This window comes from Kitasatospora sp. NPDC057692, assembly GCF_042799475.1.
Taxonomy (GTDB): domain Bacteria; phylum Actinomycetota; class Actinomycetes; order Streptomycetales; family Streptomycetaceae; genus Kitasatospora.
Genome location: NZ_JBHVIV010000051.1, coordinates 16,945 through 38,074, shown reverse-complemented (window position 1 = coordinate 38,074; position 21,130 = coordinate 16,945). Strand labels below are relative to the sequence as shown.

Below are 21,130 nucleotides of genomic sequence, written 5' to 3'. Positions count from 1 at the left end.
CCTCAGGCGGCCGGCTTCTCCTCGAGGCGGGGGAACAGGATGTCGCCCTTGGTGACGGTGGCGCCGGCGGGCAGCCGGCCCCACTGCGCGGCCTCGGCGACGGTCTGCGCGGCGAGCGGGCCCAGGCCCTCGGCGGCGCCGAGCGAGGCCCAGAGCTTCTCGGCGGTCGTCGGCATCACCGGGTTGAGCAGCACCGCGGTGGCCCGCAGCGACTCGGCGGCGGTGTAGAGGATGGTGGCCAGCCGGGCCCGGCCCTCGGCCGAGTCGTCCTTGGCGACCTTCCACGGCTCCTGCTCGGTGAGGTAGCCGTTGACCTGCTTGACGAAGTCGAAGACCGCCGCGATCCCGCCCGCGAAGTCCAGCTCCTCGCCGATCTTCCGGTCGGCGGCCGCGACCGCCGCCGCCAGGCCCTCGGCGACGGCCCGCTCGGCCCCGCCCGGCGCCGCCTCGGCCGGCAGCGCGCCGTCGAAGTACTTGCCGACCATGGCCGCCACCCGGGAGGCGAGGTTGCCGAAGTCGTTGGCCAGCTCGGAGGTGTACCTGGCGGCGAAGTCCTCCCAGGAGAACGAGCCGTCGGTCCCGAACGGGATCGCCCGCAGGAAGTAGTAACGGTAGGCGTCCACGCCGAAGTGCGAGGTCAGGTCGGTGGGGGCGATGCCGGTCAGGTTGGACTTGGACATCTTCTCGCCGCCGACCATCAGCCAGCCGTTGGCGACGACCCGCTTCGGCAGCGGCAGGCCGGCGGCCATCAGCATCGCGGGCCAGATCACCGCGTGGAAGCGCAGGATGTCCTTGCCGACGAGGTGCACCGACGCCGGCCACAGCTCGGCGAACCGCTCCGGGTCGGCGCCGTAGCCGGCCGCGGTGATGTAGTTCTGCAGCGCGTCCACCCACACGTACAGGACGTGCTTCTCGTCCCAGGGCAGCGGGACGCCCCAGTTGAAGGTGGAGCGGGAGATGGAGAGGTCCTGCAGGCCCTGCTCGACGAAGCGCAGCACCTCGTTGCGGGCCGACTCGGGGGCGATGAAGCCGGGGTTCTCGGCGTAGAACTCCAGCAGCTTCGGGCCGTACGCGGAGAGGCGGAAGAAGTAGTTCTCCTCCTCCAGCCACTCGACCGGCTTCTTGTGGATCGGGCAGAGCTTCTCGCCCTCGGTGGCCCCGTCGAGCAGTTCGGCGGGGAGCTTGTACTCCTCGCAGCCGACGCAGTACGGGCCGGAGTAACCGCCCTTGTAGATCTCGCCCTTGTCGTACAGGTCCTGGACGAACTCCTGCACCCGGGCGGTGTGCCGCTCCTGGGTGGTGCGGACGAAGTCGTCGTTGGCGATCTCCAGGTGCTGCCAGAGCGGCTTCCAGGCCTCCTCGACCAGCTTGTCGCACCACTCCTGCGGGGTGACGCCGTTGGCCTCGGCGGTGCGCAGGATCTTCTGACCGTGCTCGTCCGTGCCGGTCAGGTACCACACCTTCTCGCCGCGCTGGCGGTGCCAGCGGGTCAGCACGTCGCCCGCCACGGTGGTGTACGCGTGGCCGAGGTGGGGGCGATCGTTGACGTAGTAGATCGGGGTGGTGACGTAGTACGCGGGGGTGGTGCCCCCGGTGGTGCTGTGCTCTGCAGTGGCCGCCATGGTGCGCAAGCTTAGTCGGGCCCGCGCGCGCCCTCCGACGGCGAGGGCCGGCGGCCCGGGGACCGCCCCGGAACGCCGGCCCGCCGCCGCCCGGGGGTCAGCCGCGCAGCCGCGCCCAGAACCGCGCCCAGCGCCCGCCCGCGGGGGCGGTGCGCACCGGCCCGGCCATCGCCGGAGACCCGGCGGGCTCGGCGTGCGCCGCGAACCCGGGGGCGTGCCGCACCGACTGGTCGGCGGTGCCCACCCGGCCCTCGCGCATGATCCGCACGGTGTGGCCGCCGCAGCCCGGGCAGGTCGGCTTGAGCAGCGGCGACGGCACCCGGACTCCATTGGCGTGGTACTCGAACACGACGTGCCCGTCCCGGGCCACGTGGTGCTCGATGTCGTACGCCTGCTCCCAGCCGTACCCGCAGCTCAGGCACGCGAAGGAGTAGGCCTCCCGGACGGTCTCGACGGGGGTGTGCGTCCGACCGCTCGGGCCGGTGCCGCTCGGGCCGGGGTCGCTCAGGGCGTTGCCACTGCGGGGGCTACCGATCGTCTCGCTCATAGCCGTCTCCCAGCGCCCGCCGGGCGCTCGCCCGGCTGGGTCTTTCCATCCCAGGAAATGCCCGGACCGCCCCCGGCGATGCCCGTCTTGTGAAGACTTGGAGGCAGGTTGGGAATCCCTATACGAAAGGGTGGGTCCTGTCGGGGAACCTCGACCGAAGCTTCAGCTCGACGGGCGTTTAACCCGGGGCCTTCTCTCCACGGTACGCGCCCGCGCGCCGTGCGGCACATCGCCGACGAACCGTACGTACCCGCAGCTCAGCGGCTTGTCGCGGCCACTTCAAGAGCCTTCTCGGGGCGCCTCTGCGGGGGCCCGCCCGGCCACGTTCTTGGCCGCCACGACCGCGTCGAAGACCTCCCGCTTGGGCAACGACAGTTCGGACGCGACCGCGGCGATCGCCTCCTTGCGGCGCTCCCCGGCCTCCTCCCGGACGGCTACCAGCCGGGCCAGCTCGGCCGGGGTCAGCTCCTGCGGCGCGGCCGGCGGGGCACCCGCCACGACCACGGTGATCTCGCCCTTGACGCCCTCCGCCGCCCAGGCCGCCAGCTCGCCGATCGGCCCGCGCCGGACCTCCTCGTAGGTCTTGGTCAGCTCGCGGCAGACCGCGGCCGGCCGCTCGGCGCCGAACGCCTCCGCCATCGCGGCGAGCGCCTCGGCGATCCGGTGCGGGGCCTCGAAGAAGACCATGGTGCGCGGCTCGGCCGCGATCGAGGCCAGCTGCCGGGCCCGGTCGCCGCTCTTGCGCGGCAGGAAGCCCTCGAAGGTGAACCGGTCGACCGGCAGCCCGGACAGCGCCAGCGCGGTGAGCACCGCGGACGGCCCGGGCACCGCGGTCACCTTGACGTCGGCGGCGACCGCGGCGGCCACCAGCCGGTAGCCGGGGTCGGAGACGGACGGCATCCCGGCGTCGGTCACCAGCAGCACCCGGGCGCCGCCGAGCAGCGCCTCGACGAGTTCGGGGGTGCGCCCGACCTCGTTGCCCTCGAAGTAGGAGACCACCCGCCCGGCCGGGGTCACCCCGAGCGCCTGGGTGAGCCGGCGCAGCCGCCGGGTGTCCTCGGCCGCGATGACGTCCGCCGAGGCCAGCTCCGTGAGCAGCCGGGGCGGGGCGTCCGCGACGTCGCCGATGGGGGTTCCTGCCAGTACGAGTACTCCTGTCACGGACCCCATCCTTCCAGCAACCGGCCGCCGGGCGCTTTTGGTGACGATTCGGGCACCTTCGGAGGGAGACTCCGCAGGCTCACGATGCGCCCCTACGATGTGGCGGATGAACGGCGACACGGCGGCGCAGACGCCCACTGGTACAGACCACACCGCGCGGGGTGACGTCGGCGTGCCGGTCCTGACGGACCAGTCGTCACCCACCCTGCCCGGGCCCCGCGACCCGGACGGCGGCGACCCGGCCGCCGACCCCGACGGCGGCGACGGCGGGGGCGCGATACCCCCGCCGCCACCGCGCCCCGCCTGGCTGCGCGGCCTGGCCCGCTTCGGCTACGCGCCGCCGCCGGCCGCCCCCCTGGCCGAGCGCCTGGTGCCGCCGATGCCGGACGGCCCGGGCGTCACGCCGAAGCGGGTGCCGCCCTCGCCGCTGCTGCTCCGGCTGGGCCTGTCCCTGCCGGCGCCGCTCTGGTCCTGGCTGGTCCGCTGGGCCGGCTGGCTCGGCCCGCTCGCGGTGGCGCTGTTCGCCGGCGCGCTGCGGTTCAGCGACCTCGGCTCGCCGAACGCGATCATCTTCGACGAGACGTACTACGCCAAGGACGCCTACGCACTCTGGCACGGCGGCTACGAGATCAGCTGGCCGGACGGCGCCAACGAGCAGATCATGGCGGGCGGCCCGGCCCCGTACCGGTCGAACCCCTCCTACGTGGTGCACCCGCCGGTCGGCAAGTGGATCATCGGCTCCGGCATCCAGCTGTTCGGGATGAACCCCTTCGGCTGGCGGTTCGCGGTGGCGCTGCTCGGCACCCTCTCGGTGCTGATGGTGGCCCGGATCGCCCGCCGGCTGTTCCGCTCGACCCTGCTGGGCTGCGTGGCGGGCCTGCTGCTCTCGGTGGACGGCCTGCACTTCGTGATGAGCCGGTCCGCGCTGCTGGACCTGGTGGTGATGTTCTGGATCCTCGCCGCCTTCGGCTGCCTGCTGCTGGACCGCGACCACACCCGGGCCCGGATCGCCGCCCGCCTCGCGGCGCACGGCGGCGGGCCGGACCCGGCGTTCGCCCGCCGGATGAACCTGGGCTGGCGCCCGTACCGGATCGCGGCCGGCGTCTGCATCGGCCTGACCTGCGCCACCAAGTGGAGCGGCCTGTACGTCGCGGCCGCCTTCGGCCTGCTGACGGTGCTGTGGGACGCCGGCTCGCGCCGGCTGGCCGGCGCCGACCGCCCCTACCTGTGGACGCTGGTCCGCGACGCGGTGCCCGCCTTCGTCTCCGTCGTGGCGGTCTCCGCGGTCGTCTACGTCACCTCCTGGTGGGGCTGGTTCGCCAGCAGCAGCGCGCCGAACCAGGGCGGCTACGGCCGCGACTGGGCGGTCGGCCGCTCCACCGACTACCCGTGGATCCCGGAGGGCCTGCGCGCGCTCTGGCACTACCACTCGACGGTCTACGACTTCCACACCCACCTGAGCGACCCGCACACCTACCAGTCCAACCCGTGGAGCTGGCTGGTGCTGGGCCGGCCGGTCTCCTTCTTCTACGAGTCCCCGAAGCAGGGGGCGGCCGGCTGCACGGTGAACGAGTGCGCCCGCGAGGTCCTGGGCATCGGCACCCCGCTGCTCTGGTGGACCGGCGTGATCGCCCTGGTCTACTGCCTGTGGCGGTGGGCGGCCCGGCGCGACTGGCGGGCCGGCGCGGTGCTCTGCGGCCTGGCCGCCGGCTACCTGCCCTGGTTCGCCTACCAGCAGCGGACGATCTTCCTCTTCTACGCGGTCTGCTTCGTGCCGTTCCTGGTGCTCGCCGTGACCATGCTGGTGGGCGCGCTGATCGGACCGGCCGGGGCCTCCCGGGACCGGCGGGTCATCGGCGCCGCGGCGGCCGGCCTGGTGGTCCTGCTGATCATGTGGAACTTCCTGTTCTTCCACCCGCTGTACACCGGCGAGACGATCCCGATGGAGGACTGGCGCCGGAGGATGTGGTTCAACACCTGGATCTGACCGCGGACGGAGAGTGGCGAAGCGTACCGGAGTGGTGCGCAACACGTACCAGAACCGTCACAAGACGGGCTCCCTTCGTCGGTGCACGGAGCCCGGCTGCCTAGGCTGGGCTCCGAACGCGCATCCGGCCAGCTCCGGCTGCGGCCGCCCGCCTGACCCTTGGGGGAACCTCACCATGCGCAATGGCGCGAAGACCGGCCTGATCACCGGCGTGGCCGTCGCCGTGCTCGCCGCCGGCGGCTACGGGGCGTACAGCCTCGTCGGAGGCTCGGACGACAAGGGCGAACCGGCCGCCAAGAAGCAGCGCACGGTGGTCGCCGAGCCCCCGACCGCCGAGCAGGCCGCGGCCGGGACCAAGGACTTCCTGGAGGCCTGGGCGGCCGGCGACCTCGCCAAGGCGGCCTCGCTGACCGACGACCCGGCGGCCGCGACCACCGCGCTGAACGCGTTCCGCGACCAGGTGAAGCCGAGCGGGCTCACCCTGTCGCCGGCCGGCCCGGCCACCCCGGCGGCCTTCGCCTCGGCGACCGGCACCCCCTCCCCCGCCAAGAGCACGACCCCCGCCGCCACCCCGGGCGCCACCGACTCCGCCTCCGCCGCCCCCTCCGCCTCGCCGTCCGCGGGCCCGGCCGGGGTGCTGATGGGCTTCAAGGCCCGCGCCGAGTTCGAGGGCACCAACCGGGTCTGGGACTACAACGGCTTCCTCAGCGTCGTGAAGATGAGCGACAACACCCCCGCCGTGCACTGGGCCCCGTCGGTGATCCACCCGCACCTGGCCCCGGGCGAGACGATCGCCGTCCAGCCGCTGCCCCCGATCGCGGGCAACGTCGTGGACCGCAACAACAAGGCGCTGAACAGCCCCTCGATCACCCCGCTGGTCGCCACCGTGCAGGCCAAGGTCGCCAAGCTGCTCGCGGACCAGAACAAGGACCAGAGCGACAACGGCACCGGCGTGGTGATCACCAACGCCGCCGACCAGAACGGCGTGCCCGACCGGCTGTTCACCATCGTCGACCCGAAGCCCCCGAAGCCGTTCAAGCTGACCATCGACGCCACCCTGCAGGCCGCCGCCGAGAAGGCGATGACCGACCTGGGCGGCAAGAAGGGCTCGATCGTCGCCATCGAGCCGAGCACCGGCCAGATCCTGGCCTTCGCCAACGCGCCGGTCACCGGTCTGAACCGGGCCTTCCAGGGCCAGCTCGCCCCGGGTTCCACGCTGAAGATCCTCACCTCCACCGCGCTGCTGGAGGCCGGGGTCAACCCGGACACCCCGGTGGCCTGCCCGACCCTGAGCAGCAACCCGAAGAAGATCCCGAACTCGTTCCCCGACGCGTACCCGAACAACACGCTGCAGCAGGACTTCATGATCTCCTGCAACACCGCCTTCATCGACCAGGGCCTGACCAGCCTGAAGCCGGGTGCGCTCACCACCACCGCCAAGGACGTCTACGGCATCGGCCTGAACTGGCAGACCGGCCTGCCCAGCTTCGACGCGGTGGTGCCGGACGCCGGCACCAACAAGGACGAGCAGGCCATGCAGTCGATCGGCCAGGGCAAGGTCCAGATGAACCCGCTGGCCATCGCCTCGATCACGGCCACCGTGCAGAGCGGCAGCTTCAAGCAGCCGGTCCTGGTCGCCGAGCTGCCGCAGCAGAAGGCCGCCCGCGACATGACCCCCGACGTCGCCGGCAAGCTGCGCCAGATGATGGCCGCCACCGCCACCGGCGGCACCGCCAAGGACGTGATGGCCGGGATCTCCGACAACGCGGGCGCCAAGACCGGCTCCGCCGAGGCCACCGGCATCGCCACCACCAACAGCTGGTTCACCGCCTACCGGGGCAACCTCGCGGTGGCCGCCGAGGTCGAGGGCGGCGGCCACGGCGTGGACGCCGCCGGTCCCGCCGTCGCCTCGATCATCAAGGCCGCCGGAAACCGCTGACGCCGCCGCCGGGCCCGCCCTACCGCGCCGCGGGCAGGGCGGGCTCGGCGTGCGCCAGCAGGCAGGCCGACGGGACGGGCGGGCGGGCGCTCCACCGCCGGGCGGCCAGCCGGGGCCAGATCACCAGCACGGCCGGCAGCGCCAGGTAGCCGAACCGCCCGGCCGGCGCCAGCGTGAACGCGATCGCCAGCCCGCCCGCCAGCAGGTCGGCGGCGGCGATCGCGGAGACCGGCGGCCGCGCCAGCAGCCAGACCGTCACCCCGAGGCCGCCGACGGTCAGCAGCACCAGCGAGGCGATGTGCCCGGTCGGGCCGAACCCCGCCAGCACCTTGCCGGGCAGCGGGCTGCCGGCCGGCGTCTGGATCGCGGCCAGCCCGAGCGGGAAGCGCACCACCTGCTCGCGCAGCTCGTCGGCCCGCGTCAGGGCGTACGGCACCATGACGGCGGACGCCGCGCCGAGCGCGGTCAGCCCGGCCCGGGCGGCCGGCCGGCGCCCGTAGAGCCGCCAGAGCAGCAGGACGGCCACCGGCAGCGCCGGCCAGACCGTCCACTTCAGGGTCCCGGCCAGGGCCAGCACCAGCCCGGCGGCGATGGTCCGGTCCCGCTCAGCCAGCGCCATGGCCAGGCAGCAGAGCCCGATCAGCGGCAGGTCCACCCCGCCGCCGACCAGCGCCAGCGCGACCAGCGGCGAGGCGGTGAGCACCGCCAGCGGCAGCAGCGGCGCGCGGTCCCGGGTGGGCCGCAGCAGCCGCCAGCTCGCCAGCAGACAGGCCACGAAGGCCAGCGCGAACCAGATCCGGGCGTCCCCGGCCAGCCGGGCGGCGGCGCTGCCCTCGCCGAGGAGGGTGTGCGGCACCCCGAACAGCGACATCGCGGGCAGGTACGGGTTGTAGTCGGTGACCACCACCGGGTGCGCCAGGTACGGGCTGCCGGTGGTGAACAGCAGGTGCGCCGAGCGCTCGACCACCATCACCTCCGACTGGTGGCGGCCCTGCAGCACCAGGGCCACCAGCGGCACCAGCACGGCGCCCAGCAGGGCGACCGCCGCCCCGGCCCGGGCGGCGAGCCGGCGCGGCAGGACCACGCAGAGCAGCCCGGCGAGCAGGTAGGCGGGGGCGGCGAGGGTGCCCCAGAGGCGCTGGTTGGGCAGGTCGGAGACGAGCGGGAAGCCGGCCGCCCACCCGGCGGCGACCAGGCAGCCGAGCAGTTGGACGCCGCGGTGCGCGGCGAGGCCGGTCCGGAGCGGCCGGTCGGGCGGCGTCGGCGGGCCGCTCCCGCCGCGCTGGTGGGGGAACGGCCGCCGGGCCCGGCCACCGCGCGGGCGGCCGCTCCGGGCGGCGGGGACGGCCGCGGGAACGGCCGGGGCCGGCGTCGTCGGGGTCGCGCCCCGGCCGGTGAAGCGGCCGCGCGGGCGGAAATGGCCGGACGTGCGGGTGCTCACCATGGTGGAAGGTTAGGGCCGGGGGCGGTGCGCTGTCGCCATGTCGGGGACGGGAGTGTCAGCCGACACGGACGGGGCCGGCGAGGGGTTCGGTCCTCCCCCGTTCGGCCCCGTCCGCGGCGCACCGCCGGCTCAGCCGACCTTGCTCCCGGCGTCCGCCTGCCGGTCCGCCCGCTCCAGCTTGGAGTGCTTGATGCTGTAGCCGAAGTAGATCGCCACCGCGAGCACCAGGGCGATCCCGCCGGCCACGAAGGTGTCCGCGTGCAGGCCGGTGATCAGGTAGACGCAGAAGCCGACGCTGATCAGCGGGACGACCGGGTAGCCCGGCACCTTGAAGCCGCGCGGCAGGTCGGGCTGGGTGCGGCGCAGCACGATCACGCCGATCGAGACCACCGAGAAGGCGATCAGGGTGCCCAGGCTGGTGATGTCGGCCAGCTTCGCCAGGGGGACGAAGGCGGCCAGCACGCCGACGCCCAGGCCCACCACGATGGTGTTCCAGACCGGGGTGCCGCTGCGCGGCGAGAGCTCCGCGAAGCGCTTGGGAAGCATGCCGTCGCGGCCCATCGAGTACAGGATGCGGGTCTGGCCGTAGATGACCACCAGGGTGATCGAGAAGATCGAGACGATCGCGCCGACCGCGAAGAGCATGGCCGGCCAGCTCTGGCCGGTGATGTCCTGGAGGATCTGGGCGAGGCCGGCCTCCTGGCCCTCGAACTTCTGCCACGGCTGGGCGCCGATGCCGGCCAGGGCCACCAGGATGTACAGCAGGGTGACGACCACCAGCGAGATGATGATCGCCATCGGCAGGGTGCGCCGGGGGTTCTTGACCTCCTCGCCGGCGGTGGACACGGCGTCAAGGCCGATGAAGGAGAAGAAGATGCTGGAGGCGGCGACCTGGACGCCGCCGATGCCCAGCGGCATGAACGGGGTCAGGTTGCCGGAGTGGAAGCCGGTGAACGCGATGCCGACGAAGAGCAGCAGGATGAGGATCTTGATGGCCACCATGGCCGCGTTGACCTTGACCGACTCGCTGACGCCGCGGATCAGCAGGAAGCAGACCATGGCGACCAGCAGCAGCGCCGGCAGGTTGAACCAGTGGGTGCTGTCGGGCGCGCCGGAGACCGCCTCCGGGATCTTGAAGCCGAAGGCCAGGTCGAAGAACTTGTTGAGGTACTCGGCCCAGCTGACCGCGATCGCGGAGGCCGAGACGCCGTACTCCATCAGCAGGCAGACGCCGACCGCGAAGGCGACGCCCTCGCCGAGGGTGGCGTACGCGTAGGAGTAGGAGGACCCGGAGACCGGGATGGCGGAGGCCATCTCGGCGTAGCAGAGCGCGGTGAGGCCCGCGGTGACGGCGGCGATCACGAAGGACAGGATGACGGCCGGTCCGGCCGACGGCACGGCGCTGGTCAGCACGAAGAAGATGCCGGTGCCGATGGTGGCGCCGATGCCGATCGCGGACAGCTGCCAGAGCCCGATCGAGCGGCGCAGGTGGATGCCGGAGCGTCCGCCCTCCTCGGGCGCACCGGCGGGCAGGCCCTCGCGGCCCTCGCTCTCGGCGATCAGGGTGATGACGGGCTTGCGCCTCAGAAGGCGCGCGCCGAGCGTGTTGCTGGCCAAAACGGAGGGTCTTTCTGGGCGGGGGAGGGTTTTGAGCGGCCGGCCGCTCGACGCACCGAAAGGGGCATCGGCGACCAACCGAACAAAGATGGGTAGTACCCAGCGAAAACACCAGTGTCGCAAACGAACAGTCGCACCGCGCGCATTGTACGAACCGTCGCATCGGCATGCACAAACCGGACACTTCGCAAACGGCGGATCCCTCGCCGACCGGCTAAAGCGGCAGGTCAGAGCTACCGGTAAGGGGCTTGATTAGGGAGCACCGCCTGCATCACCGAACGGGCGACCGGGGCGGCGGGCGCACTGCCCGCCACGTCGCTCCGGGTCAGGCCGTCCACAGGCTGTGGACGCGGCAGGGCGCCGCGGCCGGCCCGGCGGGGTGACGACCGGGGCGGACGGGCGGCGGGCCCGTCCGCCCCGGCGTGAGCGGCCGCTCCGGCGGGATCCGGGGGCCGGGCGGAGCGGGGCGAACGGGGGCGCGACCGGGGATCAGGCGACCGGGGCGGCGTGCGACCGGGCGGCCTCGACGGTCGCCCTGAGGTCGGCCTCGGCCTCGGCGGAGAGCGAGGTCTGGATGATCCGTCCGCCGTGGCGGGCCAGCGCCGGGACGACCTTGTCCGCGGTGGCCCTGCGGACCAGCAGGAACACCGCGGCGGTGCCCGGCTGGAGGTGCTGCCCGACCTGGCGCATGAAGTCGTCGTCCACGCCGATGTCGGTGGTGGCGCCGACCGCGGCCCCGGCCGCGCCGCCGACCGCCGCACCGAGGATCGGCATGAAGAACAGCAGGCCGATCACCCCGCCCCAGACGGCGCCCGAGGCGGCCCCGGCCCCGGTGGTGCTGACCTGCTGGTGCAGCTTGATCTTCCCGTCCGCGCGACGCTCGACGACGACCGCGTCCTCCAGCTCGATCAGCCGCTGCTTCTGCAGGCCGACCGCTTCGTCGCGCACCGCCCTGGCGGTGGCCAGATCCGGATAGGCGATCGCGAAGAGGTTGCTCACGTACGGGTCCTTCCCTCGAACGGACGTGCCGGCCGGGGCGGGGACCGGCGCACCGGTGCCCTCGCCCCGCTCGTCACCCTAACGAGCACATCCCCGTCCATCGACTTTTCACCCGGTGTGTCCCGGATTGCCCGAGGCTCCGTCACCAGCGGTCCACGCGACCGGCGCACCCCGGTGCACCCGCGCCCCGATCGCCCACCAGCGCCCGCGAGTTCGCGCCGGAGCGGGCCCGTTCGCGCACCAGCGCACGTTGGCCACGGGGAACTGATGATCCCTAGGATCGGGCGGGTGATGAATGGACGACGACCGAAGGCCAGGCTCGGCAGCCTGCTGGCCGCCCTGGCGATAACGGGCGGGGCGCTGCTCAGCGGCCTGCCCGCCCATGCCGACGAACCATCAGCCGGCGCGGCCGGCAAGGAGGCCCCCCGGGTCGACCTCGTACTGGATGTCAGCGGCTCCATGCGCGAGGCCGACATCCAGGGCAAGACCCGCATCGCGGTGGCCCAGCAGTCCCTGAACGACGTCATCGACGCCCTTCCGGCCGAGACCGAGTTCGGCATCCGGACGCTGGGCGCCAACTACCCGGGCGCCGACAAGGCCCAGGGCTGCCTGGACACCAAGCAGCTCTTCCCGGTCGGGAAGACCAACAAGACCGAGGCCAAGACCGCGGTCGCGACCCTGCGGCCGACCGGCTTCACCCCGATCGGCCTGGCGCTGCGCGGCGCCGCCCAGGACCTCGGCAAGGGCGAGACCACCCGCCGGGTGGTGCTGATCACCGACGGCGAGGACACCTGCACCCCGCCCGACCCGTGCGACGTCGCCCGCGAGCTCGCCTCCCAGGGCATCCACCTGGTGGTCGACACCCTGGGCCTGGCGCACGACGACAAGACCCGCCAGCAGCTGCTCTGCATCGCCAACGCCACCGGCGGCACCTACACCGACGTACGCACCCAGGAGCAGCTCACCGAGAAGGTGAAGCAGCTGGTCGACCGGTCCAACGACACCTACGCGGTCACCCCGGTCAAGACCGCCGGCACCGACGCCTGCGAGACCGCGCCGGTCCTCACCCCGGGCGTCTACAGCGACCGCGAGAAGTTCTCCGAGCACCGCGTCTACCGGGTGGCGGTCAAGTCCGGCCAGGAGCTGCGCGCCTCGGTCAGCGTCTCCCCGGACCGCGCGGTGGCCCGCGACTACGGCGTCCTGCTCCAGGCCACCAGCACCGCGGGCCAGGAGCTGGTCCGCGGCACCGACGCCGGCAGCGGCCGCACCGACGTGGTCTCCACCGGCCTGCGCTGGTCCTCCGACGGCTCCAAGGGCCACACCGCCACCGCGACCGCCTCGGCCTCCCCGAGCGGAAAGCCGGAGACCACCGTCTGCCTGGTGGTCTCCAACTCGCTGGCCCCGCAGGCCGGCGTCGCGGCCGACCCCGGCCTGCCGCTGGAGCTGACGGTCGACCTGACCGCCGCCTCCCCCGCCCCGGACGGCCCGGCGATGGGTCTGGGCCGCGGCTGGATCCTGCTGCTCGTGCTGACCCTGGCCGGCCTGGTGACCGGTCTGCTGTTCGGCTGGATCGCGCGCTGGCGCATCGCTGTCTGGCAGGAGAACTGACCATGCGTACGACCTTCCTCCGCACCGCCGCGGCCGCGCTGGCCCTGTTCCCCGCGCTCGCCCTGACGGCCCCGGCCGCCACCGCCGCCTCGCCCTCGCCGAGCGCGAGCGGCACCCCGGCCCCGGCCAACAAGGCCGGCACCTCCTTCCTGACCGCCGTCAACCTGGCCCCCGGCCAGGAGGCCGCGGTCGCCGTCTCCACCGGCGACTACCTGTACTGGGCGTTCGGCGCGGCCGAGGGCCAGACCGCCCGGGTGGACCTGACCGTCACCCTCGCCCCGTCCGCCGACCGGCACGGTCCGCAGACCTGGAGCGTCGAGCTGTTCGACGGCCTGCGCCGCCGCCAGGCCTGCACCGACGGCGTCCAGAACGCCACCGCCGATCAGGCCACCGGCACGCTGACGCTCAGCTGCACCCTGCGCGAGGTCCGCTCCTGGGCCGAGCCGTGGTCCGGCGACCCGCTGCCGGGCAGCTACTACGTCCGGCTCTCGGTCCCCGACGCCCCGCAGCCCGACCTCGGCCTGGCCGCCTCGGTGCAGCTGCGGGTGGCCGCCAAGGGCGACGCCGACAACGCCCAGCCGGAGGGCGGCGAGCTCAAGGCCCCGCTGGTCCCGCCGGCCGGCGGCGGCGCCGCGACCGCCAAGGCGGCGGCCCCGGAGGAGCCCGAGGAGCACTGGTACACCGGCTGGTTCTCCGGCTGGAACGGCCGCTGGTTCTGGACCCTGGCCGGCGGCGTCCTGGCCGCCCTGGCGGGCGTCGCGGGCTACACCCTCACCCGGCACCCGCGCGGCCGCCGTCCGGCCCGCTACGGCGCCGTCCCGCCGCAGTCCGGCGCCCCGCAGCCCGGCCCGTACGCGGGCTCCGGCCAGCCCTGACCCGTCCGACCCCGAGGGCCGGTCCGGAGCGCGCTCCGGACCGGCCCTCGGCCGTTCCCGCACGTGATCCGCCTCACAGGCCCCTCGGAGCGCCCCCGCACCACCCCGGCTGACCGCCCGTCGGCCGACGCACCCCCACAACGCGGAAGTCCCGCCCGATCAACCGATCGGGCGGGACTTCCGTTGGGTGGAGCTGAGGGGATTCGAACCCCTGACCCCCTCGATGCGAACGAGGTGCGCTACCGGACTGCGCCACAGCCCCAACGAGAAGAAACTCTAGCACCTTTCGGAGGGGGTCCGTGACCACCCCCCTGGTGGGGAGCGCGGGGGCGGCCCCGGGCAGCGAAGAGGCCCCCGGGGAGGGGGCCTCGACGCTACTCGTTGGCGGCGCGGGGCCGCGGTTCCGGAGCGGGGGGCTCGGCGTACTGGTCGAAGAGCGGGGTGCGCCGCGGCTCGGCCGGGCGCCCGGCGGTCCAGGTGCCGGGGGCCGACAGGTCGAGACCGCGGTTGACCCGGGGGGCCACCGGGGCCGTCACATAGGTCGGCAGCGGGACGGGCACCGGCTCCCAGGAGTCCGGGCCGGCCGCACCGCGCTCCCGCATGCCGTCGACCCACTCCTCGTGCTCGGTGGCCTCCGCCACGGCCGAGGCGGAGGAGGCCGGGGCGGTGCCCGCGGAGGCCGCCCGGGCCGCGTCGGCCTCGGTGGCGAGCCGCAGGTGCGGTCGGCCGCGCCCGGCGGGCGCTCCGGCCGCCGGCTCGGCGGCGGCCGGAGCGGGCGCGGACTCGGCGGCGGCCTTCTCCCGGCCGGCCGCGGCACGCTGCTGCTCGCGCTTGCGCAGCCGCTCGGCGGCCTGGGCGGCGCGGACCCGGTCCAGCTTCACCGCGTACCGCTGACGCTCCAGCCGGCGCAGGTGGCCGATGTAGAGGGTGAGCAGGACGGCCGGGAGCGCGGGCACCCAGAGGAAGGCCAGCCCGGCCACCGCCGCGACCACCGCGCCCAGCGCGAAGGCCAGGAAGAGGACGGTGACCATCCGGCGCCGGCGGGCCAGCAGCCTCGCCCTGCGCTCGGGGCCGCCGCCCGCGGGTTCCGGCCGCGCCTCGGCCCGGACGGCCGGGCGGGGGGCCGCCGGCACGTCGGCGGGGCCGCCCGGCGCCGCTTCCGGCCCGCCGGGGGCGGGGTCGCCGGAGGCGGCCCCGTCCCGTTCGGGAGGGCCGTCCTCGGTCTGCTCGTCGTCACGCGGTTCGTCACCCAGGGCCCGGGACGCCCGCCGCTCCAGCGCCGAACGCCCGGCCAGCAGGCGGATGGCGGTGCTGAAGCGTTCCGTCGGGCGCGCCTCGTTGAGCTCGTCCTGCCTGCGGAGCCACATCGGCACCAGATAGGCGGCCCAGGCCCCTACGATGACGGCGTAGATAAGGCCGCTACTGCTCACGATTCACACCGTACGGGCGTGGAGGAAGGGCCGGTAGCAATTTGGTGCGGCGTGTCGTGTGATCAAGCTGATTCTCCGACTATTTTGCCGGTATTTGTGCCCGTCCGTCGCCACGCCGATGCCATATCGATATTTCATTCGAACATGTATTCAATTTCTCGGACGGCGGCCCGAGCTGAGGGAACGCCAGCGCTCCAGCATCCCCTCGGGAACCTCCTCGGAGGTGAGCGCGAACACCAGGTGGTCCCGCCAGTCGCCGTCGATGTGCAGATAGCGCGGCCGCATTCCCTCCGAGCGGAAGCCGAGCTTTTCCACCACCCGGCGGCTCGGGCCGTTCTCCGGCCGGATGCACACCTCGATCCGGTGCAGGCCCAGGGTCGCGAAACAGTGGTCCACCGAGAGCGCCACGGCGGTCGGCATGATGCCCCGCCCGGCCACCCCCTCGTCGATCCAGTACCCGACGTTGGCCGAGCACATCGAGCCCCAGGTGATCCCGCCGACGGTCAACTGCCCGACCAGGCGGCCCCGGTACAGCACCACGAAGGGCAGCATCCGGCCGGCCGAGGCCTCGCCGCGCAGGTAGCGCACCATCTGCCGGTAGGTCGGGCGCGGGCCCGCCGCGAGGCCCGCCGGGCCGGGCGGCACGGTGGCCTCCCAGCGCCGCAGCCAGTCCCGGTTGCGGCGGCTGACCTCCTGCCACTCGCGCTGGTCGCGGGCCCGGATCGGGCGCAGCACGACGTCCCCCTCGTGGAGTTCTACCGGCCAGCCGGCGTTCAGTGCGCGCTCCCGGAAGCTGGTGCGTCGGGCCGGGGGTGGTCCCCGCCCCCGAGCTGGTCGACGGCGTGGGCGAGCAGCGGGGCCAGCACGGCCAGGCCGTCCCTGACGCCGCCGGTCGAGCCCGGCAGGTTGACGACCAGGGTACGTCCGGCGACGCCGGCCAGCCCGCGGGAGAGCGCGGCGGTCGGCACCTTCTCCCGCCCGTACGCGCGGATCGCCTCGGGGATGCCGGGGATCTCCCGCTCCAGGACCCTGGCGGTCATCTCGGGGGTGAGGTCGGTCGGCGAGATCCCGGTGCCGCCGGTGGTCAGCACCACGTCGTAGCCGGCCGCCACCGCCTCGCGCAGCGCCGCCTCGACCGGTTCGCCGTCCGGGACGACCCGGGGGCCGTCGACCGTGAAGCCCATCGCCCGCAGGCCCTCGGCCAGCAGCGGACCGCCCCTGTCGGCGTAGACCCCGGCCGAGGCGCGGTTGGAGACGGTGACCGCGAGCGCCCTCATGCGGACGCCCCGGGGGCCGCCGCCGGGGCGGTCCAGTCGCCGCTCTTGCCGCCGGTCTTGGCGAGCACCCGGACGGACTCGATGGCGGCGCCCTTGTCGACCGCCTTGACCATGTCGATCACGGTCAGCCCGGCCACCGCGACGGCGGTCAGCGCCTCCATCTCGACGCCCGTACGGTCCGCGGTCCGCACGGTGGCGGTGATCTCCACCGCGTCGTCGCCGACGGTCAGCTCGACCTCGACGCCGGAGACCGCGATCGGGTGGCAGAGCGGGATCAGCTCGGGGGTCCGCTTGGCGCCCATGATCCCGGCGATCCGGGCCACGGCCAGCGCGTCGCCCTTGGGCAGGCCCTCGCCGCGCAGCAGCTCCACCACCCGCGGGGAGACCCGGACCCGGCCGGCCGCGACGGCGGTCCGGGCCGTCACCGCCTTCTCGGAGACGTCGACCATCCGGGCCGCGCCCTGCTCGTCGACGTGGGTGAGGCGGTCGCCGGGGGGCGAGGTGGTCACGGGTGGCTCCAGGGGCGCGCAGGTCGAATACCGCGCTACCGTACCCCCCGGTCCGGCCCGGGCGTGGGACGGGCCGCTTCGGTGAGACGGCCCGCCCCGGGCGGGAGTTCGTCCGGGCGGCCGGTGCTCAGCCGCCGAGCAGCACCACGTCCACCTCGCTGCCGGCGGGCAGCTCGGTGACGTCCTCGGGCACGGTGATCAGGCAGTCCGCCCGGGCCAGCGCGCCGACCAGGTGCGAGCCCGCGCCGCCGACCGGCTCGACCAGGCCGTCCCGCGCGGAGTACCGGCCGCGCAGGAACTGCCGGCGTCCGGCCGGCGAGCGCAGCGCCACCGGGCAGTGCGCCCGGACCACCGGGCGGTGGACGTCCTCGGCGCCGAGCATCGCGCGGATCACCGGGCGGACGAACAGCTCGAAGGAGATGTACGCGCTGACCGGGTTGCCGGGCAGCGCCATCAGCGGCACGCCCGCCCCGGGCCCGATCCGGCCGAAGCCCTGCGGCTTGCCGGGCTGCATCCGCAGCCGCCGGAAGTCGACCCCGCCGTACTCGGCGAAGACCTCCTTGACCACGTCGTACGCGCCGACGCTGACGCCGCCGCTGGTGACGATCAGGTCGGCCCGGCCGAGCTGGTCCTCCAGCACGGCGCGCAGCCGGGCCGCGTCGTCGGGGACGCCGCCGACCCGGTAGGCGATCGCGCCGGCGTCCAGGGCGGCGGCGGTGAGGGTGAAGCTGTTGGAGTCGGTGATCCGCCCGGGCCCGACCGGCTCGCCGGGCTGGACCAGCTCGCTGCCGGTGGAGAGCACCACGACCCGCGGGCGCGGGCGGACGGTGGCGGTGGCCCGGCCGATCGCGGCGAGCAGGCCGAGCTGGGCGGGGCCGAGCCGGGTGCCGGCGGTCAGCACCCGGGTGCCGGCGGCGACGTCGCTGCCGCGGCGGCGGATGTGGGCGCCCTCGGCGACCGGGCGCAGCACCCGGACCTCCTCGCCCTCGACCGGGGCGGTCATCGCGTCGGCGGGGCGGCCGGTGCCGGTGCCGCCGTCGGTCCACTCGACCGGGGCGACGGCCTGGGCGCCGGGCGGGACGGGCGCGCCGGTCATGATCCGGGCGGCCTGGCCGGGGCCCACCTTGGGGAGGTCCTCGGCTCCGGCCGCGATGTCGCCGACCACCGCGAGCACCGAGGGGTAGGCGGCGCCGGCGCCGACGGTGTCGGCGGTGCGCAGCGCGTAGCCGTCCATCGAGCTGTTGTCGAAGGGCGGCAGGTCCCCCTCGGCGAGGACGTCCTCGGCCAGCCGGCAGCCCTGCGCGTCGAGCAGCTGGAGCTCGATCGCGGGCAGCGGGCCGACGGCGGCCAGGACGTCGGCGAGGTGCTCGTCCACGGTCCACAGACCGTCCGGCCGGGTGCCGGGGCGGGCGGCCGCGACCGGGTCCGCGGAGTCGTCGCAGCAGGCTGCGGGGGTGGTACCGCTCTCCGCGGACCCGGTCATCGGCGCACTCGCTCTCTGTCGGTGTGTCAGTCCTGCAGCTCGGAGGCGACGAACTCGCGCAGCCAGCTGCGGAAGTCCGGGCCGAGGTCCTCGCGCTCGGAGGCCAGCCGGACGATGGCGCGCAGGTAGTCCGCGCGGTCGCCGGTGTCGTAGCGGCGGCCCTTGAACAGCACGCCGTGGACCTGGCCGCCGGTGTCGGCGGGGCGGTTGGTCAGCTCGCGCAGGGCGTCGGTGAGCTGGATCTCGCCGCCGCGGCCCGGCTCGGTCTCGCGCAGCACGTCGAAGACCGACGGGTCGAGCACGTAGCGGCCGATGACGGCGTAGTTCGACGGGGCCTCGGCGGTCTCCGGCTTCTCGACCAGGTCGGTCACCTGGAAGACGTCCTCGCCGAAGCCGTTCGGCTTGACGGCGGCGCAGCCGTACAGGTGGATCTGGGAGGGGTCGACCTCCATCAGGGCGACGACCGAGCCGCCGAGCTCCTGCTGGACCTCGATCATGCGGGACAGCAGCGGGTCGCGCGGGTCGATCAGGTCGTCGCCGAGGAGGACGGCGAAGGGCTGGCCGGCGACGTGCTGCTCGGCGACCGAGACGGCGTGGCCGAGGCCCTTCGGGTCGCCCTGGCGGACGTAGTGCATGTTGGCGAGGTCGACGGACTCGCGGACCCGGCGCAGGCGGTCCTGGTCGCCCTTGCGGGCGAGCAGCTCCTCCAGCTCGTAGGCGCGGTCGAAGTGGTCCTCCAGCGCGCGCTTGTTGCGGCCGGTGACCATCAGTATGTCGGACAGGCCGGCCGAGGCCGCCTCCTCGACGACGTACTGGATCGCCGGCTTGTCGACGACGGGCAGCATCTCCTTCGGAGTCGCCTTGGTGGCCGGCAGGAATCGGGTACCCAGACCGGCCGCGGGGACCACTGCCTTGGTGACCGGGGTACGGGAGTTCGTCGTCGTCATGCGTTTTACCTTACTAAGGCACGTATTTCGCCTGACCGGGCGCACTTGACCGATGCTTGGGCAGCACGTCGCCGGATCCGGCCGAGATGGCAGGCATAGGGGACGTGGCGGGCGGGGTGAGGGGGTCCCCTCCGACACAGGGCGACAGACTACCCGGCTTTTCCGAACGGTCACGGTCGGCAGCGGAGCCGCCCGCCGAGCGCGCGGGAACGCCCGCGGGGGCGGCCGTCGGACCGTCCCCGGGAAGGGCCGCGGACCCGGCCGGGCGCCAGCAGTCGCCGCCCTCCGCGCGGGCCGCCGCGAGGGCCCGGTCGGCGGCCCGCAGCAGTACCGCGGCGTGCGCGCCGTCCTCGGGCAGCACGGCCAGGCCGGCCGCGGCCGTGAGCCCGTTGCCGTACGGGCGCCGGCCCTCCCGGTCCCCGGAGGACCAGTCCAGCAGCAGGTGGCGGCGGACCGACCAGACCAGCCGGTCGGCGACCTGGGCCGCGCCCTCGGCGCCGGTGTCCGGCAGCACCACCAGGAACTCCTCCCCGCTGTACCGGCCGAGGGTGTCGGAGCGGCGGATCTCCATGCCGAGCCGCTGGGCGAGGTCGCGCAGCACCGTCCCGGCCCGGGCCCGGCCGTGCTCGGCGACCACCGCGTCGAACCCGCTGATCTCCAGCAGCAGGACGGCCAGCGGGCGCGGCCCGTCCGGCTGCCCGTGCTGCCCGTGCTGCTCGGCCCGGCGGGCCCGGTCGATCTCCCGCTCCAGGGTGAGCTGGAGGTGCCGGTAGTTCCAGACGCCGGTGACCGGGTCGCAGGAGGCGGTGCGCTCCAGCTCGGCGCAGCGGGACTCCAGCCCGGCGAGGCGCTCGCGCAGGGCGGACTCGCGCCGCTCCGCACGGGTCGAGCCGAGCCGCAGTCGGCAGCCGAGGGCGGCGGCACCGGCCAGCGCGGGGGCGCTCAGCACGGCCAGGGCCTGGACCAGCAGCGGGGTGGACATCGGGGGGCGCCTTCCGCGTGGCAGGCTCTGGGCGTCCCGGTCGCGCGGCGTCGGGGACCCAGAGCGGTCGTGGGTCGGAACGGTCGAGGTCGAGCGGTGGAGGAGCGGTGGACGATCCCATGCACAACGAGAAGAGCGCGCTGAGGACACGGCTGCTGTCCGAGCGGCGGGCGCTGTCCCCCGAGGAGCGGGAGCGGGCGGCCGAGGCGCTGGCCGGGCACGCCGGGGAGCTGGCGGCCGCGGCGGCCACGGTGGCGGCGTACGTCTCGGTGGGCGCCGAGCCGGGCACCCGTCCGCTGCTGGACGCGCTGCGGGCGCGCGGGGTGCGGGTGCTGCTGCCGGTGCTGCTGCCGGACAACGACCTGGACTGGGCCCCGTACGCGGGCCCGCGGGCGCTGGCCCCGGCCGGGCGCGGGCTGCTGGAGCCGGTCGGCGACCGGCTCGGGCCGCAGGCGGTGACCGAGGCGGGCCTGGTGCTGCTGCCGGGGCTGGCGGTGGACGCCCGGGGCCTGCGGCTGGGGCGCGGCGGCGGCTCGTACGACCGGGTGCTGGCCCGGCTGGAGCGGTCCGGGGCCCGGCCGGTGCTGGCGGTGCTGCTGTACGAGCACGAGCTGCTGGAGCGGGTGCCGGCGGAGCCGCACGACCGGCCGGTGGACCTCGCGCTGACCCCCTCGGGCACCCACCGGCTGGGGTGAGGGCCGGG

18 protein-coding genes and 1 tRNA gene are annotated in these 21,130 nt (G+C 74.5%); 5 read left to right on the top strand and 14 right to left on the bottom strand.

Annotated features, from left to right (window positions below):
* Nucleotides 1-2: 2 nt before the first annotated feature.
* From metG to rsmI, 3 genes are all read right to left on the bottom strand, one after another.
* On the bottom strand, nucleotides 3-1,622 hold the full coding sequence (gene metG / locus ACFVFS_RS25940) for a methionine--tRNA ligase (protein ID WP_380627096.1): 1,620 nt from the start codon (nucleotides 1,620-1,622) through the stop codon (nucleotides 3-5).
* 97 nt (nucleotides 1,623-1,719) lie between these two features.
* Entirely contained in the window at nucleotides 1,720-2,169 is a 450-nt protein-coding gene (locus ACFVFS_RS25935) for a hypothetical protein (RefSeq protein WP_380627095.1), read from the bottom strand.
* A gap of 279 nt (nucleotides 2,170-2,448) precedes the next feature.
* A complete protein-coding gene (rsmI, locus tag ACFVFS_RS25930; RefSeq protein ID WP_380627094.1) occupies nucleotides 2,449-3,330 on the bottom strand; it encodes a 16S rRNA (cytidine(1402)-2'-O)-methyltransferase in 882 nt (293 codons plus the stop codon).
* Nucleotides 3,331-3,436: 106 nt separating this feature from the next.
* Between rsmI and ACFVFS_RS25925 the strand changes: the two genes are divergently transcribed.
* Nucleotides 3,437-5,317, top strand: coding sequence for a dolichyl-phosphate-mannose--protein mannosyltransferase (locus ACFVFS_RS25925; protein WP_380627093.1), 1,881 nt, complete (start codon nucleotides 3,437-3,439; stop codon nucleotides 5,315-5,317).
* A gap of 175 nt (nucleotides 5,318-5,492) precedes the next feature.
* Nucleotides 5,493-7,256 carry a penicillin-binding transpeptidase domain-containing protein gene (locus ACFVFS_RS25920; RefSeq protein WP_380627092.1) on the top strand — a complete coding sequence of 588 codons (1,764 nt, stop codon included), beginning with the start codon at nucleotides 5,493-5,495 and terminating at the stop codon, nucleotides 7,254-7,256.
* A gap of 19 nt (nucleotides 7,257-7,275) precedes the next feature.
* Here ACFVFS_RS25920 and ACFVFS_RS25915 read toward each other — a convergent pair whose 3' ends face one another.
* The 3 genes from ACFVFS_RS25915 to ACFVFS_RS25905 all read right to left on the bottom strand — a co-directional run bounded on the left by ACFVFS_RS25915 (nucleotide 7,276) and on the right by ACFVFS_RS25905 (nucleotide 11,316).
* Nucleotides 7,276-8,700, bottom strand: a complete 1,425-nt coding sequence (locus tag ACFVFS_RS25915) for a glycosyltransferase 87 family protein (RefSeq protein WP_380627091.1) — start codon at nucleotides 8,698-8,700, stop codon at nucleotides 7,276-7,278.
* A 129-nt stretch (nucleotides 8,701-8,829) separates the two neighbouring features.
* The gene (locus ACFVFS_RS25910; protein WP_380627090.1) at nucleotides 8,830-10,317 is read right to left on the bottom strand and encodes an amino acid permease; all 1,488 of its coding nucleotides are present in this window, start codon (nucleotides 10,315-10,317) and stop codon (nucleotides 8,830-8,832) included.
* Between the two features lie 489 nt (nucleotides 10,318-10,806).
* The gene (locus ACFVFS_RS25905; RefSeq protein WP_380627089.1) at nucleotides 10,807-11,316 is read right to left on the bottom strand and encodes a DUF1269 domain-containing protein; all 510 of its coding nucleotides are present in this window, start codon (nucleotides 11,314-11,316) and stop codon (nucleotides 10,807-10,809) included.
* Between the two features lie 288 nt (nucleotides 11,317-11,604).
* Between ACFVFS_RS25905 and ACFVFS_RS25900 the strand changes: the two genes are divergently transcribed.
* Both ACFVFS_RS25900 and ACFVFS_RS25895 read left to right on the top strand, forming a co-directional pair.
* Nucleotides 11,605-12,924 (top strand): VWA domain-containing protein, encoded by a 1,320-nt coding sequence (locus ACFVFS_RS25900; RefSeq protein ID WP_380627088.1) that lies wholly within the window; start codon nucleotides 11,605-11,607, stop codon nucleotides 12,922-12,924.
* A gap of 2 nt (nucleotides 12,925-12,926) precedes the next feature.
* Nucleotides 12,927-13,799 (top strand): peptidase, encoded by an 873-nt coding sequence (locus ACFVFS_RS25895; RefSeq protein ID WP_380627087.1) that lies wholly within the window; start codon nucleotides 12,927-12,929, stop codon nucleotides 13,797-13,799.
* A gap of 188 nt (nucleotides 13,800-13,987) precedes the next feature.
* Here the strand turns inward: ACFVFS_RS25895 and ACFVFS_RS25890 are convergent.
* The 8 genes from ACFVFS_RS25890 to ACFVFS_RS25855 form a co-directional block, all read right to left on the bottom strand.
* Nucleotides 13,988-14,061: transfer RNA gene (locus tag ACFVFS_RS25890), tRNA-Ala, on the bottom strand.
* Nucleotides 14,062-14,173: 112 nt separating this feature from the next.
* A complete protein-coding gene (locus ACFVFS_RS25885; protein WP_380627086.1) occupies nucleotides 14,174-15,229 on the bottom strand; it encodes a hypothetical protein in 1,056 nt (351 codons plus the stop codon).
* 150 nt (nucleotides 15,230-15,379) lie between these two features.
* Nucleotides 15,380-16,006, bottom strand: a complete 627-nt coding sequence (locus ACFVFS_RS25880; RefSeq protein WP_376093628.1) for a GNAT family N-acetyltransferase — start codon at nucleotides 16,004-16,006, stop codon at nucleotides 15,380-15,382.
* Complete coding sequence (locus tag ACFVFS_RS25875) at nucleotides 16,003-16,506, bottom strand: molybdenum cofactor biosynthesis protein B (protein ID WP_380627085.1); 504 nt, start codon at nucleotides 16,504-16,506, stop codon at nucleotides 16,003-16,005. Before ACFVFS_RS25875 ends, ACFVFS_RS25880 begins: the two co-directional genes overlap by 4 nt.
* Nucleotides 16,503-16,955: a cyclic pyranopterin monophosphate synthase MoaC gene (gene moaC / locus ACFVFS_RS25870; RefSeq protein WP_380627120.1), complete on the bottom strand. Its 453-nt coding sequence runs from the start codon at nucleotides 16,953-16,955 to the stop codon at nucleotides 16,503-16,505. The genes ACFVFS_RS25875 and moaC overlap by 4 nt, the downstream gene beginning before the upstream one ends.
* A gap of 187 nt (nucleotides 16,956-17,142) precedes the next feature.
* Nucleotides 17,143-18,498, bottom strand: coding sequence for a gephyrin-like molybdotransferase Glp (gene glp / locus ACFVFS_RS25865; RefSeq protein ID WP_380627084.1), 1,356 nt, complete (start codon nucleotides 18,496-18,498; stop codon nucleotides 17,143-17,145).
* A gap of 26 nt (nucleotides 18,499-18,524) precedes the next feature.
* On the bottom strand, nucleotides 18,525-19,445 hold the full coding sequence (gene galU, locus ACFVFS_RS25860) for a UTP--glucose-1-phosphate uridylyltransferase GalU (protein ID WP_380627083.1): 921 nt from the start codon (nucleotides 19,443-19,445) through the stop codon (nucleotides 18,525-18,527).
* 13 nt (nucleotides 19,446-19,458) lie between these two features.
* Entirely contained in the window at nucleotides 19,459-20,427 is a 969-nt protein-coding gene (locus tag ACFVFS_RS25855) for a GGDEF domain-containing protein (RefSeq protein ID WP_380627082.1), read from the bottom strand.
* Between the two features lie 119 nt (nucleotides 20,428-20,546).
* Here ACFVFS_RS25855 and ACFVFS_RS25850 point away from each other — a divergent pair, with 119 nt between their 5' ends.
* Nucleotides 20,547-21,122 (top strand): 5-formyltetrahydrofolate cyclo-ligase, encoded by a 576-nt coding sequence (locus ACFVFS_RS25850; RefSeq protein ID WP_380627119.1) that lies wholly within the window; start codon nucleotides 20,547-20,549, stop codon nucleotides 21,120-21,122.
* Nucleotides 21,123-21,130: the final 8 nt, after the last annotated feature.

Coding starts and splice junctions, on each gene's coding strand:
- metG (WP_380627096.1), bottom strand. CDS start 1,622: ATGGCGGCCACTGCAGAGCACAGCACCACCGGGGGCACCACCCCCGCG.
- ACFVFS_RS25935 (WP_380627095.1), bottom strand. CDS start 2,169: ATGAGCGAGACGATCGGTAGCCCCCGCAGTGGCAACGCCCTGAGCGAC.
- ACFVFS_RS25925 (WP_380627093.1), top strand. CDS start 3,437: ATGAACGGCGACACGGCGGCGCAGACGCCCACTGGTACAGACCACACC.
- ACFVFS_RS25920 (WP_380627092.1), top strand. CDS start 5,493: ATGCGCAATGGCGCGAAGACCGGCCTGATCACCGGCGTGGCCGTCGCC.
- ACFVFS_RS25915 (WP_380627091.1), bottom strand. CDS start 8,700: ATGGTGAGCACCCGCACGTCCGGCCATTTCCGCCCGCGCGGCCGCTTC.
- ACFVFS_RS25895 (WP_380627087.1), top strand. CDS start 12,927: ATGCGTACGACCTTCCTCCGCACCGCCGCGGCCGCGCTGGCCCTGTTC.
- ACFVFS_RS25875 (WP_380627085.1), bottom strand. CDS start 16,506: ATGAGGGCGCTCGCGGTCACCGTCTCCAACCGCGCCTCGGCCGGGGTC.
- moaC (WP_380627120.1), bottom strand. CDS start 16,955: ATGGTCGACGTCTCCGAGAAGGCGGTGACGGCCCGGACCGCCGTCGCG.
- glp (WP_380627084.1), bottom strand. CDS start 18,498: ATGACCGGGTCCGCGGAGAGCGGTACCACCCCCGCAGCCTGCTGCGAC.
- galU (WP_380627083.1), bottom strand. CDS start 19,445: ATGACGACGACGAACTCCCGTACCCCGGTCACCAAGGCAGTGGTCCCC.
- ACFVFS_RS25855 (WP_380627082.1), bottom strand. CDS start 20,427: ATGTCCACCCCGCTGCTGGTCCAGGCCCTGGCCGTGCTGAGCGCCCCC.
- ACFVFS_RS25850 (WP_380627119.1), top strand. CDS start 20,547: ATGCACAACGAGAAGAGCGCGCTGAGGACACGGCTGCTGTCCGAGCGG.